Below are 14,967 nucleotides of genomic sequence, written 5' to 3'. Positions count from 1 at the left end.
TAGAGCAAGGCATAGATTGCAGCTAGCTAGTGGACCTAACTACAAAATCTATAACGAAGCTATTAGCGATTTTAGCAAGCAAGAATGACCAGATATTTATTTAGGTTGGTATTATCCTTCTAGATAAGGCTTTGCACTCGCAGCCACCTTCTCCATTTCGTCTTGTAGTTCGAAAAGCTCTGGTTCTATATCTTCAATGCTTGAACCTGAACGTAGCTCTTTCTCGATTGTGGCACAGACATTTTTCAATCGTGGTACTCCACAATATGAGCTGCTGCCATGCAGCTTATGCACGTGGTGAATTAACTGCTCAATATCAAAGTGATCATCTTCCAATGCCCCATCTACAATCGCATTAACCTCTGGAATGTAATCGACCAGCATCTGCAGCATATCTTTCGCGAGATCTTCTTTATTGGCTGATTGCTTCAGTGCGGCTTGCCAATCGATGATCATGTTCTTATGCGTTTCTTGTCCAGTTGGCTCAGGCTGCTGCTCAATCGTGACCGGTGTACTAGAAATATCGAGTTTCTCAAGCTCTTGCTCGGACGTGTAAGGGTTCCAGTGCATGAGAACTTGTTGCAGAACATGTTCCTCAATAGGTTTGGTTAGGTAGTCATCCATACCCGCTTGCAGCAGACGGTCTCGCTCACCACTCATTGCATGTGCTGTGACAGCAATGACAGGCGTGTTGCCATTGATTGTTGTCTCTTTTATCTTGCCGCAGGCCGTGACACCGTCCATGTGTGGCATCTGGATATCCATTAGAATGACATCAAAGTGTTGTATCTCGGCTTGTTTCACCGCATCGACACCATTCGTACATGTCACCACTTTCTCTACACGTTCATGCAGAAGAGCGCTGATAAGCTTCAAGTTTGCAGGGTTATCATCAACCGCCATTACAGTGAGTGGCAAAGTTTCACTGCTCTCAACCGGGCTTTCTAGCAGTGGGATGCTTTCTTGGTTAGCAGCAAGTGTTTGCAGTAACTTTTTGCGTGACAATGGCTTAGTAATACAGTGAATCTGATACTTCTGAATTAAGTGATCAGACAGAGCCAATGTCGTACTCGGCGTACCAACGACAACATGAGAGGTACAGCGCATCGCTTGTTCTACCCAGCCCTCAACAGCTTCGATGTCGTTGTCTTTGTTTGGTGAAAGGTTCAGCAATACGTAATCGTAACGCTCTTCTTGATCAGGCAGCGACGAACGGTAAGTCACGATTAACCCTTCCTGCACCAGCGTTTGCTGAATCACAGACGCAGCTTGCATGTTCGGCTCCACCAATAGCAAGCTGCGCTGACGTAGCATTTGTGTTTCTAGTAGATCGCTGACTGGCATATCCGTTGAAGATAAGCGCAGAGTGAACCAGAACGTAGAACCTTGGTGAAGACGACTGGTTAGGCTGATTTCCCCGCCCATTTGGCTGACCAGTTTTTGGGTAATAACCAAACCAAGGCCTGTACCGCCATAACGACGGGAAATACTTGCATCAGCTTGACTGAATGCTTGGAATAACTGTGCTTGCTGGCGCTCAGAAATACCAATGCCGGTATCGCGAACCATAAACTGAAGTTCAATGGCGTCTTCTTTTTGTGAGCGCAGTTCGACACTGATATCGATGTTTCCACGCTCGGTAAACTTGATTGAGTTACCGACTAGGTTAGTCAGGACTTGTTGAATACGTAGCGGGTCACCGACCAAGCCTGCAGGTATCTTAGGATCGATTTTTAGTGTTAGCTCTAGGCCTTTTTCGTGTGCGCTGGTGGCTTGAAGGCTGACTACTTCCTCCAATGAAGCTTGGAAATCAAATGGAATGTTCTCTAGAGCGAGTTTGCCTGCTTCAAGTTTCGAGAAGTCTAAGATGTCATTGATGATGTTAAGCAGGTTGTTTGCTGACTTTTCAATGGTTTGCAGATAGTCAGTTTGGCTATTGGTAAGCGTGGTTTTGAGCATTTGTCGAGTAAAGCCAATCACACCATTGAGTGGTGTACGTAGCTCATGTGACATATTGGCTAAGAATTCTGATTTCACCCGAGCCGCTTCTTGAGCGCGTTTTTTGGCGATATCGAGCTCGACGTTTTGAATTTCTAACTGTTCGAGTGTTTCGCGTAAATCGGATGTAGCTTGATCGATGCTGTGTTGCATTTCAACGTGGTATTCCGACAGCGACACTGCCATGGCGTTGATACCGTTTTTCAGCGAATCCAGCTCACCATGCATTTTACCTTCGATACGAACATCCAAATGACCACGACGAATACGATCCACCATGTTTTTCATATGCGATATAGGTCGGGTGACATCATGCATTAAACGATGAGCAAATACCGCCGAAAGCCCAAGACCAATTAGAAGGACCAAAAACGCTGAGAAAATTTCTTGGTATTGCTGAAGTCGCAATGAAGATAGGTCCAGTTCGATAGCGACATAACCTAACGCAGGGTTTGTCCCTTGGCCCTTCATCGTCGCCACTAATCCAGATTCAGCAATTACTGGGGCGCGAAGAACTAACGTGTTTTCTTGCAGGTCAGAGCTTACTAAAAGAGGGATCGGTTCGGTGCGAGGAAAGGTGAGTAACTCGAAATTTGGGTGGAAGTTTGAGGTAACAAACAGTTCGTGGTTGTAATCGAACACAGCGATACTGCGCACGAACTTAGAGTTTTTCCGATGCGCATAGCTGATGATGCGACGTACGGATTCTCGACTATTATTCTTTAAACCATCCTCACTGGCGATGGCCAATGGCTCGATAATATTCAGTCCTGAGTTGACGACCTGTTTTTCAAGATCGTGATAGCGGTTGAAAGAGAAGAAAGCACTCAAGAGCAACCCAATAATTAGCGTTGGTGCTAAGGTGAGGGTAATAACGCGGGCGCGTAAGCCATATCTTGTCATTATTGTCTAAACATCGTGGTGTGGATATGGGAAAATAACTTCCATATAACAGAAGCCGTCGAATCCTTAAGCATAATCAACTCAGACGGCCCAGACAATGATTCAGGCATAAAAGCTGGAACCTGAACCGTAATTAGAGCAATTTAAATAGGCACAAAGCATGGCGCGTTTTTTCCAACCAAAGAAGAAAACTCAACTGAATACCAAACACCAGTCGTTGACGATTGAAAAACTCGATCATCATGGTGCGGGTATGGCCTATCAAAATAAGAAGCCCATTTTCATCGAAGGGGCTTTGCCTGGGGAGCAGGTATTGGCGCAGCTAACGGAAAGCAAAAGCAAATTTGCCCGAGCGAACCTCATCAAGATTCAAAAGCCTAGCCCAGAACGTATTGAACCTTTCTGTTCGCATTACAACGAATGTGGTGGCTGTAACATGCAGCACTTAGGTAGTGATGCTCAGCAAGAGTACAAACAACAAACTCTGAGCCAACTGATGAGCAAATTTGCTGGTCAAAGCATCGCATTGGATGCGCCTATTGTTGGTAAGGCTCAAGGTTATCGTCGCCGCGCTCGAGTGAGCATTAAACTGAATAAGAAAACGCGTCAGCTAGAGTTTGGCTTTCGTAAGAAACAGAGCAAAGAGATCGTCACTGTCACTCAATGCCCTGTGCTTGATAGTGATTTAGAAGCGCTAATGACTCCGCTTTATCAGCTACTGCAAAGCTTTTCGAATCAAGAGAGCTTAGGCCATATAGAGTTAGTCAAAGGCGACAACACCAATGTAATTGTTCTTCGTCATTTGAAACCATTGAAAGAGCAAGACCAGCAATCTCTGGAGTTGTTTGCTAAGCAGAACAACGCCACGCTCTACTTGATGCCTGAAACTGATCAACTAAATCGAGTTGTCGGAGAGTCAGCGCACTATCTTGAAGCGGGAGTGACGATTCCTTTTGAACCAAACAACTTTATTCAGGTCAATCAAGAGGTCAATCACTCTATGGTTGAGCAAGCGCTTGAGTGGTTAGAACTCAATGAAGATGATCGTGTTCTTGACCTGTTTTGTGGGTTGGGTAACTTCAGCCTACCGATAGCCAAACGTGTCAAAAGCGTCATTGGTGTCGAAGGGGTTGATGCCATGGTTGAAAAAGCGTCTCAAAATGCCAAGGTGAACGGCATCAGTAATGCCGCTTTTTATCAGGCGAACTTGGAACAAGATGTTTCTGGTCTGATTTGGGCGGCAGAAAAATTTGATAAAATCTTACTCGATCCAGCCCGAGCCGGCGCAAGTGGTGTGATTGACCATGTTTCTCAGCTAGGAGCAAGCAGGGCCGTGTACGTTTCTTGCAATCCTGCTACTCTAGCTAGGGACTCACAAAGCTTGCTAAATCAAGGTTTCAAGTTACAAAAATTAGGTATGCTCGATATGTTTCCGCATACCAGTCATTTAGAATCAATGGCGCTATTTGTAAAGGACTAACGACTGACTCTGGGTGCCGTGAACCTCATCAAGAATCAGTGACTATAAGAAATATAACAGGACGAAAATAATGGTTGCGGTAAGAAGCGCACATTTAAACCAAGACGAACAGTTTGAGCTAGATAAGTGGATTGCTAGCCTCAACCAAGATGCGAAAATCGCCAAGCGCTTAAAAGAAGTTTACCAACGTGCTGAAGTGATCCTTCAGGACAACGAAGAAGGCCCATTGCTGTTATGGCGTGGCCGAGAAATGATCGAAATTCTGATCACTCTATCTATGGATAAAGCAACATTAGTCGCTGCTTTGTTGTTCCCGTTAGTCAGTAACGGAGCTTATGATCGTGTACAATTCGAAGAAGACTTCGGTAAAGAGATCATAAAGTTGATTGATGGCGTGGAAGAGATGGCAGCTCTTGGCCAACTTAACATCACCATGGAAGGCAGTGCAGCGTCTGCGCAAGTCGATAACGTTCGACGCATGTTATTAGCCATGGTGGATGACTTCCGCTGCGTTATCATCAAACTGGCAGAGCGAATCGCCAATCTGGTTGAAGTTAAGCAAGCGCCAGAAGAAGTTCGCCAAGCGGCCGCAAAAGAGTGTGCCAATATCTATGCTCCACTCGCAAACCGCCTCGGTATTGGTCAGCTTAAATGGGAGATGGAAGACTACGCATTCCGTTACCAACAACCTGATACCTATAAACAAATCGCCAAGCAACTCTCTGAGAGGCGTATTGTTCGCGAGCAGTACATTACCGACTTTGTCGATGATTTAACGTCTGAAATGAAGACTTCATCGATTAATGCTGAAGTGAGTGGCCGTCCAAAACACATCTACAGTATCTGGCGCAAAATGCAGAAGAAAGGCTTAGCATTTGATGAGCTCTTTGATGTGCGTGCAGTGCGTATCATTGCTGATAAATTGCAAGACTGTTACGCCGCGCTAGGTACCGTCCATACCAAATATAAGCATCTTCCTAGCGAATTTGATGATTATGTGGCAAACCCTAAGCCAAATGGTTACCAGTCTATCCATACCGTTATTCTTGGCCCTGAAGGCAAAACCATCGAGATTCAGATTCGTACTAAAGACATGCACGAAGATTCTGAACTCGGTGTAGCTGCTCACTGGAAATACAAAGAAGGTGGCGGCGGCCGTAGTGGTTACGATGAGAAAATTACTTGGCTACGTAAGCTACTTGATTGGCAAGAAGAAATGTCTGATTCAGGTGAAATGCTTGATGAAGTTCGAAGCCAAGTGTTTGATGACCGAGTTTATGCGTTTACGCCGCGTGGTGACGTAGTCGATTTGCCTATGGGCGCGACGCCACTTGATTTCGCTTACCATATTCACTCAATGGTTGGTCACCGCTGTATCGGCGCAAAAGTGGCGGGTCGTATTGTTCCGTTCACTCATAAACTGACAATGGGTGATCAAGTTGAGATCATTACTGCTAAAGAGCCAAACCCATCACGCGACTGGTTAAACCCAACGACAGGTTTCGTCACTTCTAGCCGTGCTCGTGCCAAGATCAACGCATGGTTCCGTGCTCAAAGCCGTGAGAAGAACCTAGAAGCGGGTCGTGAAATCTTAGAGCAAGAGCTGACTAAAATTGGTGCTACGCTAAAAGATGCTGAGCACTATGGCCTCAAGCGCTTCAACATGAACACCCCAGATGAGCTTTATGTTGGGGTTGGCAGTGGTGATTTACGTATCAACCAGATCATTAACCATATTAATGCACTGGTGAATAAGCCAACCGCGGAAGAAGAAGATCAACAAGCGTTAGAAAAGCTTAAAGAGGCAGGTAACAAGACGCCTGCACAAAGCCGACCTAAGAAAGATGCAGTCGTAGTTGAAGGTGTTGATAACCTTATGACGCACCTTGCTCGTTGCTGCCAGCCTATTCCGGGGGACGACATCGCGGGCTACATTACTCAAGGTCGTGGTATCTCAGTTCACCGCGCAGATTGTGAGCAGCTAGAAGAGCTCAGACATCATGCCGCGGAACGTATTATCGATACGGTATGGGGCAGCGGTTTTGTGGGTTCCTACATCATTACAGTACGTGTAGAAGCAATGGAACGCGGTGGGCTACTTAAAGACATCACTACTCTGTATGCCAATGAGAAAATTAAGATCACCAGCATGAAGAGCCGTGTCGACTACCGCACGCAAATGTCGATCATGGACTTTGATTTAGAGGTAACAAGCGTAGACATTCTTACGCGTGTTTCTAAGCGTGTAGAGCAAATTAAGGATGTTATGAGCGTCAAGCGCCTCGGCTAGTTTTTACGTCGTATTTGGCTTTCTAGCGGCGTTAGTTGCACTTATATCGCTCCATCACATAGGCAAGCTATGCTCAGGAGTCTCATAAGTTTACTGCCTTGCTAGAAGAACCAACTACTTAGTAAAAATGAATGTGGTTATTCCTTACAGTGAGGGACGAACGTGATGGGGAGTCACTTCTAGTTTCATTCGTGAAGATGACAGATAGAAATGAAAGGTGAGTGGTTTTTACTGCTCACCTTTTTTAGTTTTAAGAAAAGATTTAGATTTAAGCAATTGAACAGAACAATAGGAAAAGAACAATGAGTCACCCAATTGAACAGTTAGAACAGATCATGGCGAAGCTGCGTGACCCAGAGGGTGGTTGTCCGTGGGATTTGAAGCAGAGTTTTGACACTATTGTTCCGCATACGATTGAAGAAACTTACGAGGTCGTTGATGCGATTCAAAACCGAGATTGGACTAATTTAAAAGAAGAGTTAGGTGACTTATTGTTCCAAGTAATCTTCTATAGTCAGTTGGCAAAAGAGCAAGACCTGTTTGATTTCTCTGAGGTGGTAGAAACTGTTAATGAGAAGCTGACTCGTCGTCACCCGCATGTTTTTTCTGATACTCAGTTTGAAAGTGATGAGCAAATCAATGCCAATTGGGAAGCGGAGAAAGCGAAAGAAAAGGCGCAAGTAGGCAAAACAGAAGAAAGTATTCTAGACTCTGTACCAGCTTCACTACCTGCTCTTTCACGTGCCACAAAAATTCAAAAAAAGTGTGCTAAATTTGGGTTTGATTGGGACTCGTTAGGGCCTGTTGTCGGCAAGGTGCAAGAAGAGATTGAAGAGGTCATGGAGGAGGCGCTGCAAGTCTCCCCAGATGAAGAAAAAGTCGAACTTGAACTTGGTGATTTACTGTTTGCTACCGTGAACTTAGCGCGCCACCTAGGAAAGGATCCAGAAGTGGCGCTCGGTAAGGCAAACATTAAATTTTCGCGTCGATTTAAAGCCGTCGAAGGATTGGTTGCTGAACAAAGAAAACAGCTGACAGATTATAATCTTGAGCAGTTGGATGCTTTTTGGGATGAAGTGAAGCGGTTAGAAGCTAATCAAACCAAGCGGGGTTAATGTGCAACTCTAATTTGATTTGAAGCAAAAAATAAAAAATTGCAGTGTGATAGATTTCACGTTGTGGCGGTTAAGGGCTTCTGGTATATTTATATCCCGTCCAGAAGAAATCCATTTTCCCTCATTCAACCAATTTCAGGTTAAACATGACGACAAATTACATTTTTGTTACTGGCGGGGTTGTATCCTCTCTAGGTAAAGGTATTGCAGCAGCATCTCTTGCGGCTATTCTAGAAGCTCGTGGTCTTAAAGTGACTATGATGAAGCTTGACCCTTACATCAACGTTGACCCAGGCACAATGAGCCCTACTCAACATGGTGAAGTGTTCGTTACGGAAGATGGCGCTGAAACTGACCTTGACCTTGGTCACTACGAGCGATTCATTCGCACCAAGATGACTAAGCGTAACAACTTCACAGCAGGTCGTGTTTACTCAGACGTTCTAGCAAAAGAGCGTCGCGGTGATTACCTTGGCGCAACAATTCAGGTTATCCCTCACATCACTAACTCAATCAAAGACCGCGTAATCGCAGGTTCTGAAGGCCACGACGTAGCGATCGTTGAAGTTGGTGGTACGGTTGGTGATATCGAATCTCTACCATTTATGGAAGCGATTCGTCAGCTAGCAGTTGAACTAGGCCGTGAGCGCGCAATGTTCATGCACCTAACTCTAGTTCCTTACCTAGCAGCAGCTGGCGAAGTGAAAACCAAACCGACTCAGCACTCTGTAAAAGAGCTATTGTCTATCGGTATCCAGCCAGATATTCTAGTTTGTCGCTCAGATCGTATGATCCCAGCGAACGAGCGTAAGAAGATTGCTCTGTTCTGTAACGTTTCAGAAAAAGCAGTAATCTCAATGAAGGACGTAGATTCAATCTACAAGATCCCTCAACTAATCAAATCTCAAGGTCTAGATGACCTAGTATGTACACGCTTTGGCATTACAGCTCCTGAAGCTGATCTGTCTGAGTGGGAACAAGTAATCTACGAAGAAGCGAACCCAACGGGTGAAGTGACTATCGGTATGGTTGGTAAGTACATTGAACTACCAGACGCATACAAGTCAGTGAACGAAGCTCTGAAGCACGCAGGTCTTAAGAACCGTCTAAGCGTGAAGATCAAATACGTAGATTCGCAAGATGTTGAGTCAAAAGGTGACGAAGCACTGGCTGACCTTGACGCAATCCTTGTTCCTGGTGGTTTTGGCGACCGTGGTGTTGAAGGTAAGATCCTTGCAGCAAAATACGCTCGTGAAAACAAAGTACCTTACCTAGGTATCTGTCTAGGCATGCAAGTAGCACTTATCGAATACGCGCGTAACGTTGCGGGTATGGAAGGTGCACACTCAACAGAATTTAACAAAGAGACGAAGTACCCAGTTGTTGGTCTAATCACTGAGTGGGTTGATGGTGAAGGTAAAGTTGAAGAACGTACTGAAACCTCTGACCTTGGTGGTACTATGCGTCTTGGTTCACAGCTATGTCACCTAGAGAAAGGGACTAAAGCTCGTGAGCTATACGGTAACGCGACAATCCATGAACGTCACCGTCACCGTTACGAAGTGAACAACGTTCTTCGTCCACAGATTGAAAAAACGGGCCTAAAAGTATCGGGTCTATCTGCAGACAAGAAACTGGTAGAAGTTATTGAGAACCCAGCTCACCCATGGTTTGTAGCGGCTCAATTCCACCCAGAGTTCACTTCAACGCCTCGCGATGGTCACCCACTATTTGCAGGTTTCGTGAAAGCGGCTGGTGAATACCAACGCGGCGAATTAGAGAAGTAAAGGATACGGGCAGTAGCGTTAGTCGTGCTGCTGCTCTTAGTTTTGACATTATATATTCAACGAGAAGGAAACATTCAATGTCTAAGATCGTTAAAGTTCTAGGTCGTGAAATCATCGATTCACGTGGTAACCCAACTGTAGAAGCTGAAGTACACCTAGAAGGCGGTTTCGTAGGTATGGCTGCTGCTCCATCTGGCGCATCAACTGGTTCACGTGAAGCTCTTGAGCTTCGTGACGGCGACAAAGCTCGTTTCCTAGGTAAAGGTGTTCTTAAAGCTGTTGAAGCTGTAAACGGCGAAATCGCTGAAGCTCTAGTTGGTAAAGACGCTAAAGACCAAGCTGCAATCGACGCAGTAATGATCGAGTTAGACGGTACTGACAACAAATCTAAGTTCGGCGCTAACGCAATCCTAGCTGTTTCTCTAGCAAACGCTAAAGCTGCTGCAGCGGCTAAAGGCATGCCTCTATACGAGCACATCGCTGAACTAAACGGTACTGCTGGTCAGTTCTCTATGCCTCTACCAATGATGAACATCATCAACGGTGGTGAGCACGCAGACAACAACGTTGACATCCAAGAGTTCATGATCCAACCAGTTGGTGCTAAGACTCTTAAAGAAGCTCTACGTGTAGGTGCTGAAGTATTCCACAACCTAGCTAAAGTTCTTAAGTCTAAAGGCTACAGCACTGCAGTTGGTGACGAAGGTGGTTTCGCTCCTAACCTTAAGTCTAACGCTGAAGCTCTAGAAGTTATCGCAGAAGCTGTTGCAGCTGCTGGTTACGAACTAGGTAAAGACGTTACTCTAGCTATGGACTGTGCTGCATCTGAGTTCTTCGACAAAGAAGCTGGCATCTACAACATGAAAGGCGAAGGTAAGACTTTCTCTTCTGAAGAGTTCAACCACTACCTAGCTGAGCTAGCAAACAACTTCCCAATCGTTTCTATCGAAGACGGTCTTGACGAGTCAGATTGGGATGGCTTCAAGCACCAAACTGAACTACTAGGTGACAAGCTTCAACTAGTAGGTGACGATCTATTCGTTACTAACACTAAGATCCTTGCTGAAGGTATCGAGAAAGGCGTAGCTAACTCTATCCTTATCAAGTTCAACCAAATCGGTTCTCTAACTGAGACTCTAGCTGCAATCAAGATGGCTAAAGATGCAGGTTACACAGCAGTAATCTCTCACCGTTCAGGCGAAACTGAAGATGCAACTATCGCAGACCTAGCGGTAGGTACAGCTGCAGGTCAAATCAAGACTGGTTCTATGAGCCGTTCTGACCGTGTTGCTAAGTACAACCAACTTATCCGTATCGAAGAAGCTCTAGGTTCTAAAGCTCCTTACAACGGTCTTAAAGAAGTTAAAGGTCAGTAATCTCTAGTAGATTATTAATCTAAGCTTTGAATGCCTCGCTTATGCGGGGCATTTTTTTGCCTAAAATTCGTCATTCCATAGAGCGACGCAGGAGAGAGTAGGGAATCTCCTCAATCACTCAGGTCGCTTCAAGAGATCCCCAATTCATTCCTCACTCTTGAGGATGATGACTGTCGTTCAAGCTCCTCGAATAGCCTCAATTCTGCGTTTTTCCATTTCAGTACGAATATCCGCACCTTTAAAACCATCTTTGATAATGTCTTGTACATTCACCGCTAAAGCTGCCTGATAAGCTTGCTCAAAAAGCGCTTTCTGCGGGTATTCAATATCTTCAAAGCCTGTTCGACCTCGGCTATCAGCCATGCAGCAGAGTAGAATATCTTCTAGACGTTCTGGTTTACGCCAAACGTCGAACTTATTGAGTACTTTGAGTTTGGTTTCAGGTCGAAGCTCAGCCGCTCTATGGATATTTGAGTGTTGCTCGCAGACCATTAGCGCCAGATCTCGGAACTCATTCGGCACACGTACACGGTCGCAAAGCTTTTTGATTAACTTAAGTCCAGTGTGGCAGTGCATCTTATGACTCGGCCATTCCGATTCAGGTGTGATGCCTTTACCCAGATCATGCACTTGAGAGGCAAAGCGCACAGGGAGAGAGTGACTGAGCTTCGCTGCTTGCTTGGCAACCATTAGCGTGTGAATGCCGGTATCGATTTCTGGGTGCCACTTTTCCGGTTGAGGAACACCGAACAAAGCATCTAGTTCAGGAAGAACAACCTTTAGTGCACCACAGTCACGCAGTACGGATAAGAATACTTGAGGGTTCTGGGTTGAAAGAGATTTGTGCCACTCTTGCCAAATACGCTCGGGAGTGAGGTGCTCTAACTCACCAGAATCGGCGATCTCACGCATTAAGTTCAACGTTTCAGGTGCAACGTTAAACCCCAAATGATCAAGCTTAGCGGCAAAGCGAGCAACACGCAGCACGCGTAGAGGATCTTCAGTAAACGCCTCAGATACGTGACGTAATACTCGATCGTTGAGATCTTGCTGTCCATTATAAGGATCGATGAGGTTGCCTTGTGGATCTTGAGCCATGGCGTTGATGGTCAGATCTCGGCGAAGTAGATCCTCTTCTAAGGTAACGTCGGCGGCAAAGTAACACTCAAACCCAGTATACCCCTGACCAACTTTACGCTCGGTTCGAGCAAGGGCATGTTCCTCTTTTGTTTTTGGGTGAAGGAATACGGGAAAGTCTTTTCCGACTGCCGTGTAACCTTGCTTGATGAGTTCTTCTGGTGTAGCACCAACAACGACCCAGTCTTTGTCATAGACATCAATATTCAATAGCTGATCGCGAACAGCGCCGCCTACAAGGTATCTTTGCACCTTTGAACCCCTTTTAGTGATATTGCCATTGGCTAATTATGTGAGTAATGGTACTTTTCTTAACAAGAAATTCCCAGAGACGAGAAGTATGTACCTGCAACATTTTGCGCTAACAGAATTGCCATTTTCGATTGTGCCTAACTCTCGTTTTCTCTATCAAAGTCGTCGTCATAAAGAAGCTATTTTTCAGCTTCAAGCCGGGCTTGGAGAAGGAGGCGGTTTTGCGATGTTAACCGGTGAAGTCGGGACCGGTAAAACGACGATCGCTAAGTCTATACTTAAAACATTGAGTGAAAATGTTCGAGCGGGACTGATTCTTAACCCTACTTTCTCCAACACTGAGTTACTAGAGGCGATATGTGATGAGTTTGACCTGACTTATGAACCTCGTTCGTCGCTAAAGCAGCTAAATCAAACCATTTATCAGTTCCTTTTAAGCAACCATGCAAATCGTATTCAAACTCTATTAGTTATTGATGAAGCACAGCACCTGTCTGCCGAAGTTCTCGAGCAATTAAGGCTGTTAACCAACCTTGAAACTGAAAGTCAAAAATTGCTGAAAGTTCTTCTGATCGGTCAGCCTGAATTGCAGCAAAAGTTGCAAATGCCTCAACTGAGGCAGCTTGCACAAAGAATGACAGGGCGTTATCACTTATTGCCTCTAAACCAAGATGAAACCCGAGACTATATTAAGTTTCGATTATCACTAGCTGGTGGATCCCCAGAGCTATTTCCATCTCAATCGATTAAGTATATAGCCCAGCAGGCGCATGGTATCCCACGTTTGATTAATTTAGTCTGTGATGCAAGTTTAAAACGTGCATACAGTCTCGGTGAAAAAGTGCTTTCGGCATCTACCGTGGAAGCTGCATGCAATGAAGTCATGAGCTTTCAAACAAGTGCCATTCTATCGAGTGCTCCTTTATCCAGTGTTTCTACTCAACCTAAAGAGAGTGCAGTTCGATTTGTTTCTAAATTTGTCTCAGTGGCGTTTGCGGCTGCTTTGTCTGTTGGTGCTTACGTCTATACCCCTCAATTTGTTAAGCCTTTCTTTGTTGGGTATCTAAAAGGGGAATACCCCAAAGTTGAGCAAGAAAACATTCAAAAGTTGGTTTTTCCAAGTGAATTGACAAAGATTCTTGAGCGAGTCGATGACCGAAAGGTGGCGATTGCTGACCTATATAAAGTCTGGGGTTATAGAGCAACGATATTAGATAAACAGTGCTTGAGTGATGTCAGCTCACTGTTCCATTGTGAGCAGTCACAAGCGACGCTAGAACAACTTATGGAGCAAGATGTACCGAGTGTATTGTTGCTGAATGTTGATGGTCAGGAACGTTATGCCGTTTTGAGCGGAGTTTCAGACTCTCGTGTTCAGTTGCTTGCTGAGAACAAGCTGATTGAGTTTGATAAGCAATGGCTGAATACGGTTTGGGAAGGTCAGTACATTAGTATATGGAAAACCTACTGGAATGATACACTGCAATCAGGCATGCAAGGTGAACCCGTACGCTTGCTAGATAAACACCTCTCTTTTGCCTTAGGTAAACCTGAATCTGATACTTCGACTTATGATGCAGCTTTGAAACACAAAGTTGAGCTGTTTCAGCGTTGGCAAGGATTAACGGCGGATGGCATTGCTGGGGAGCAAACGTTACGTCTGTTGGAGAAAATGTCTCAGATGGACAGCCCCAACTTATCTCACTTACAAGGAGAACTCTAATGTCTAAGGTCATGAGAGCATTAGAGAGCTCTGAATCACAATATAACGCATCAGCACCTTATGCCGTCAGTTACTATCCGGCTCAAGTAGAGCTTCCTAGACAGACAAAATTGGTCTCTTTAGTACTACTTGCTCTATCTGTTCCATTGGGTGTTGCTGTGGCTATGGCTGTAAAAACTTATCATGAAGAACGTAGCCTTTGGTTTGAGAAACAATCTCAACAACCAATTATCAGTCAAGTGCCATTTGAGTTTACTGTAACAGAGTGGCCTGAGCCGAAAGGGCTTGTTTCGACATACAAACCTTTCATCCCACCGGCCATGATGGTAGTAGAGCAAACAACGCAAGCGAGTCTAAGTGAAAGCGCTTCTGAGCAAGCACCTCCGCCAAAGGCAGCCAATAAAGTAAGAGAGTCTGATTTGCTTAAAGGGCTGGATCTCTCTGAGCTGTCACCAGAGTTAGCCCATCGCTTTGAAAGTGCGATAAAGACAACCTCTGATGTTGATCAGGTTCAACGCGATGATATCTCTTATTTAGAGCATCAGACTGAGCGTTGGTCAGGAGAGTTACCGGCGATGAATTTTCAGACTCATGTTTATTCTAATCGACCAGATAAGCGCTGGGTAAAAATAAACGGCATTGAATATAACGAGGGTGAGACTATGAAAAATGGCGTCGAACTCATTTCGATAGAACAACACTCTACTTTGATTCAATTCAGAGGGGAGTTGATTGAGATCCCTGCACTCTACGATTGGCAAGGTTAGTCATTTTCAGGCAATAAAAAAGGTCACCGTCGAGTGTAATGCTTGTAAGTTAAGAAGCATTTAATACCTTTTTGAAGGCCTAGTCGCGTAGCGACTGGGCCTTCTTTTTACCGCTCGTGGATAACTTCTATCCCGCCTT

The 14,967-nt window shown here is 45.0% G+C and carries 9 protein-coding genes; 7 read left to right on the top strand and 2 right to left on the bottom strand.

Going from position 1 to position 14,967, the window contains the following annotated elements; all coding sequences use genetic code 11:
* Positions 1-111 precede the first annotated feature (111 nt).
* Positions 112-2,901: a two-component sensor histidine kinase BarA gene (gene barA, locus F0231_RS18730; RefSeq protein ID WP_171761216.1), complete on the bottom strand. Its 2,790-nt coding sequence runs from the start codon at positions 2,899-2,901 to the stop codon at positions 112-114.
* Positions 2,902-3,061: 160 nt separating this feature from the next.
* On the opposite strand from barA, the gene rlmD reads away from it, so the two are divergent.
* From rlmD to eno, 5 genes are all read left to right on the top strand, one after another.
* Positions 3,062-4,381, top strand: a complete 1,320-nt coding sequence (rlmD, locus tag F0231_RS18725; protein WP_171761215.1) for a 23S rRNA (uracil(1939)-C(5))-methyltransferase RlmD — start codon at positions 3,062-3,064, stop codon at positions 4,379-4,381.
* 70 nt (positions 4,382-4,451) lie between these two features.
* Positions 4,452-6,671 carry a GTP diphosphokinase gene (relA, locus tag F0231_RS18720; RefSeq protein ID WP_171761214.1) on the top strand — a complete coding sequence of 740 codons (2,220 nt, stop codon included), beginning with the start codon at positions 4,452-4,454 and terminating at the stop codon, positions 6,669-6,671.
* A gap of 302 nt (positions 6,672-6,973) precedes the next feature.
* Positions 6,974-7,786, top strand: a complete 813-nt coding sequence (gene mazG / locus F0231_RS18715) for a nucleoside triphosphate pyrophosphohydrolase (RefSeq protein WP_171761213.1) — start codon at positions 6,974-6,976, stop codon at positions 7,784-7,786.
* A 146-nt stretch (positions 7,787-7,932) separates the two neighbouring features.
* Complete coding sequence (locus tag F0231_RS18710) at positions 7,933-9,573, top strand: CTP synthase (RefSeq protein WP_171761212.1); 1,641 nt, start codon at positions 7,933-7,935, stop codon at positions 9,571-9,573.
* A 77-nt stretch (positions 9,574-9,650) separates the two neighbouring features.
* A complete protein-coding gene (eno, locus tag F0231_RS18705) occupies positions 9,651-10,949 on the top strand; it encodes a phosphopyruvate hydratase (RefSeq protein ID WP_112418346.1) in 1,299 nt (432 codons plus the stop codon).
* A 177-nt stretch (positions 10,950-11,126) separates the two neighbouring features.
* On the opposite strand, the gene F0231_RS18700 is transcribed toward eno, so the two are convergent.
* Positions 11,127-12,338: a multifunctional CCA addition/repair protein gene (locus F0231_RS18700; protein WP_171761211.1), complete on the bottom strand. Its 1,212-nt coding sequence runs from the start codon at positions 12,336-12,338 to the stop codon at positions 11,127-11,129.
* A gap of 88 nt (positions 12,339-12,426) precedes the next feature.
* Between F0231_RS18700 and F0231_RS18695 the strand changes: the two genes are divergently transcribed.
* Together F0231_RS18695 and F0231_RS18690 are read left to right on the top strand one after the other, a co-directional pair.
* On the top strand, positions 12,427-14,061 hold the full coding sequence (locus tag F0231_RS18695; protein ID WP_171761210.1) for an ExeA family protein: 1,635 nt from the start codon (positions 12,427-12,429) through the stop codon (positions 14,059-14,061).
* Positions 14,061-14,828: a general secretion pathway protein GspB gene (locus F0231_RS18690; RefSeq protein WP_171761209.1), complete on the top strand. Its 768-nt coding sequence runs from the start codon at positions 14,061-14,063 to the stop codon at positions 14,826-14,828. The genes F0231_RS18695 and F0231_RS18690 overlap by 1 nt, the downstream gene beginning before the upstream one ends.
* Positions 14,829-14,967 lie beyond the last annotated feature (139 nt).

This window comes from Vibrio sp. RE86, from assembly GCF_013114545.1.
Taxonomy (GTDB): Bacteria; Pseudomonadota; Gammaproteobacteria; order Enterobacterales; family Vibrionaceae; genus Vibrio.
This window is presented reverse-complemented; position numbering and strand designations above follow the sequence as displayed.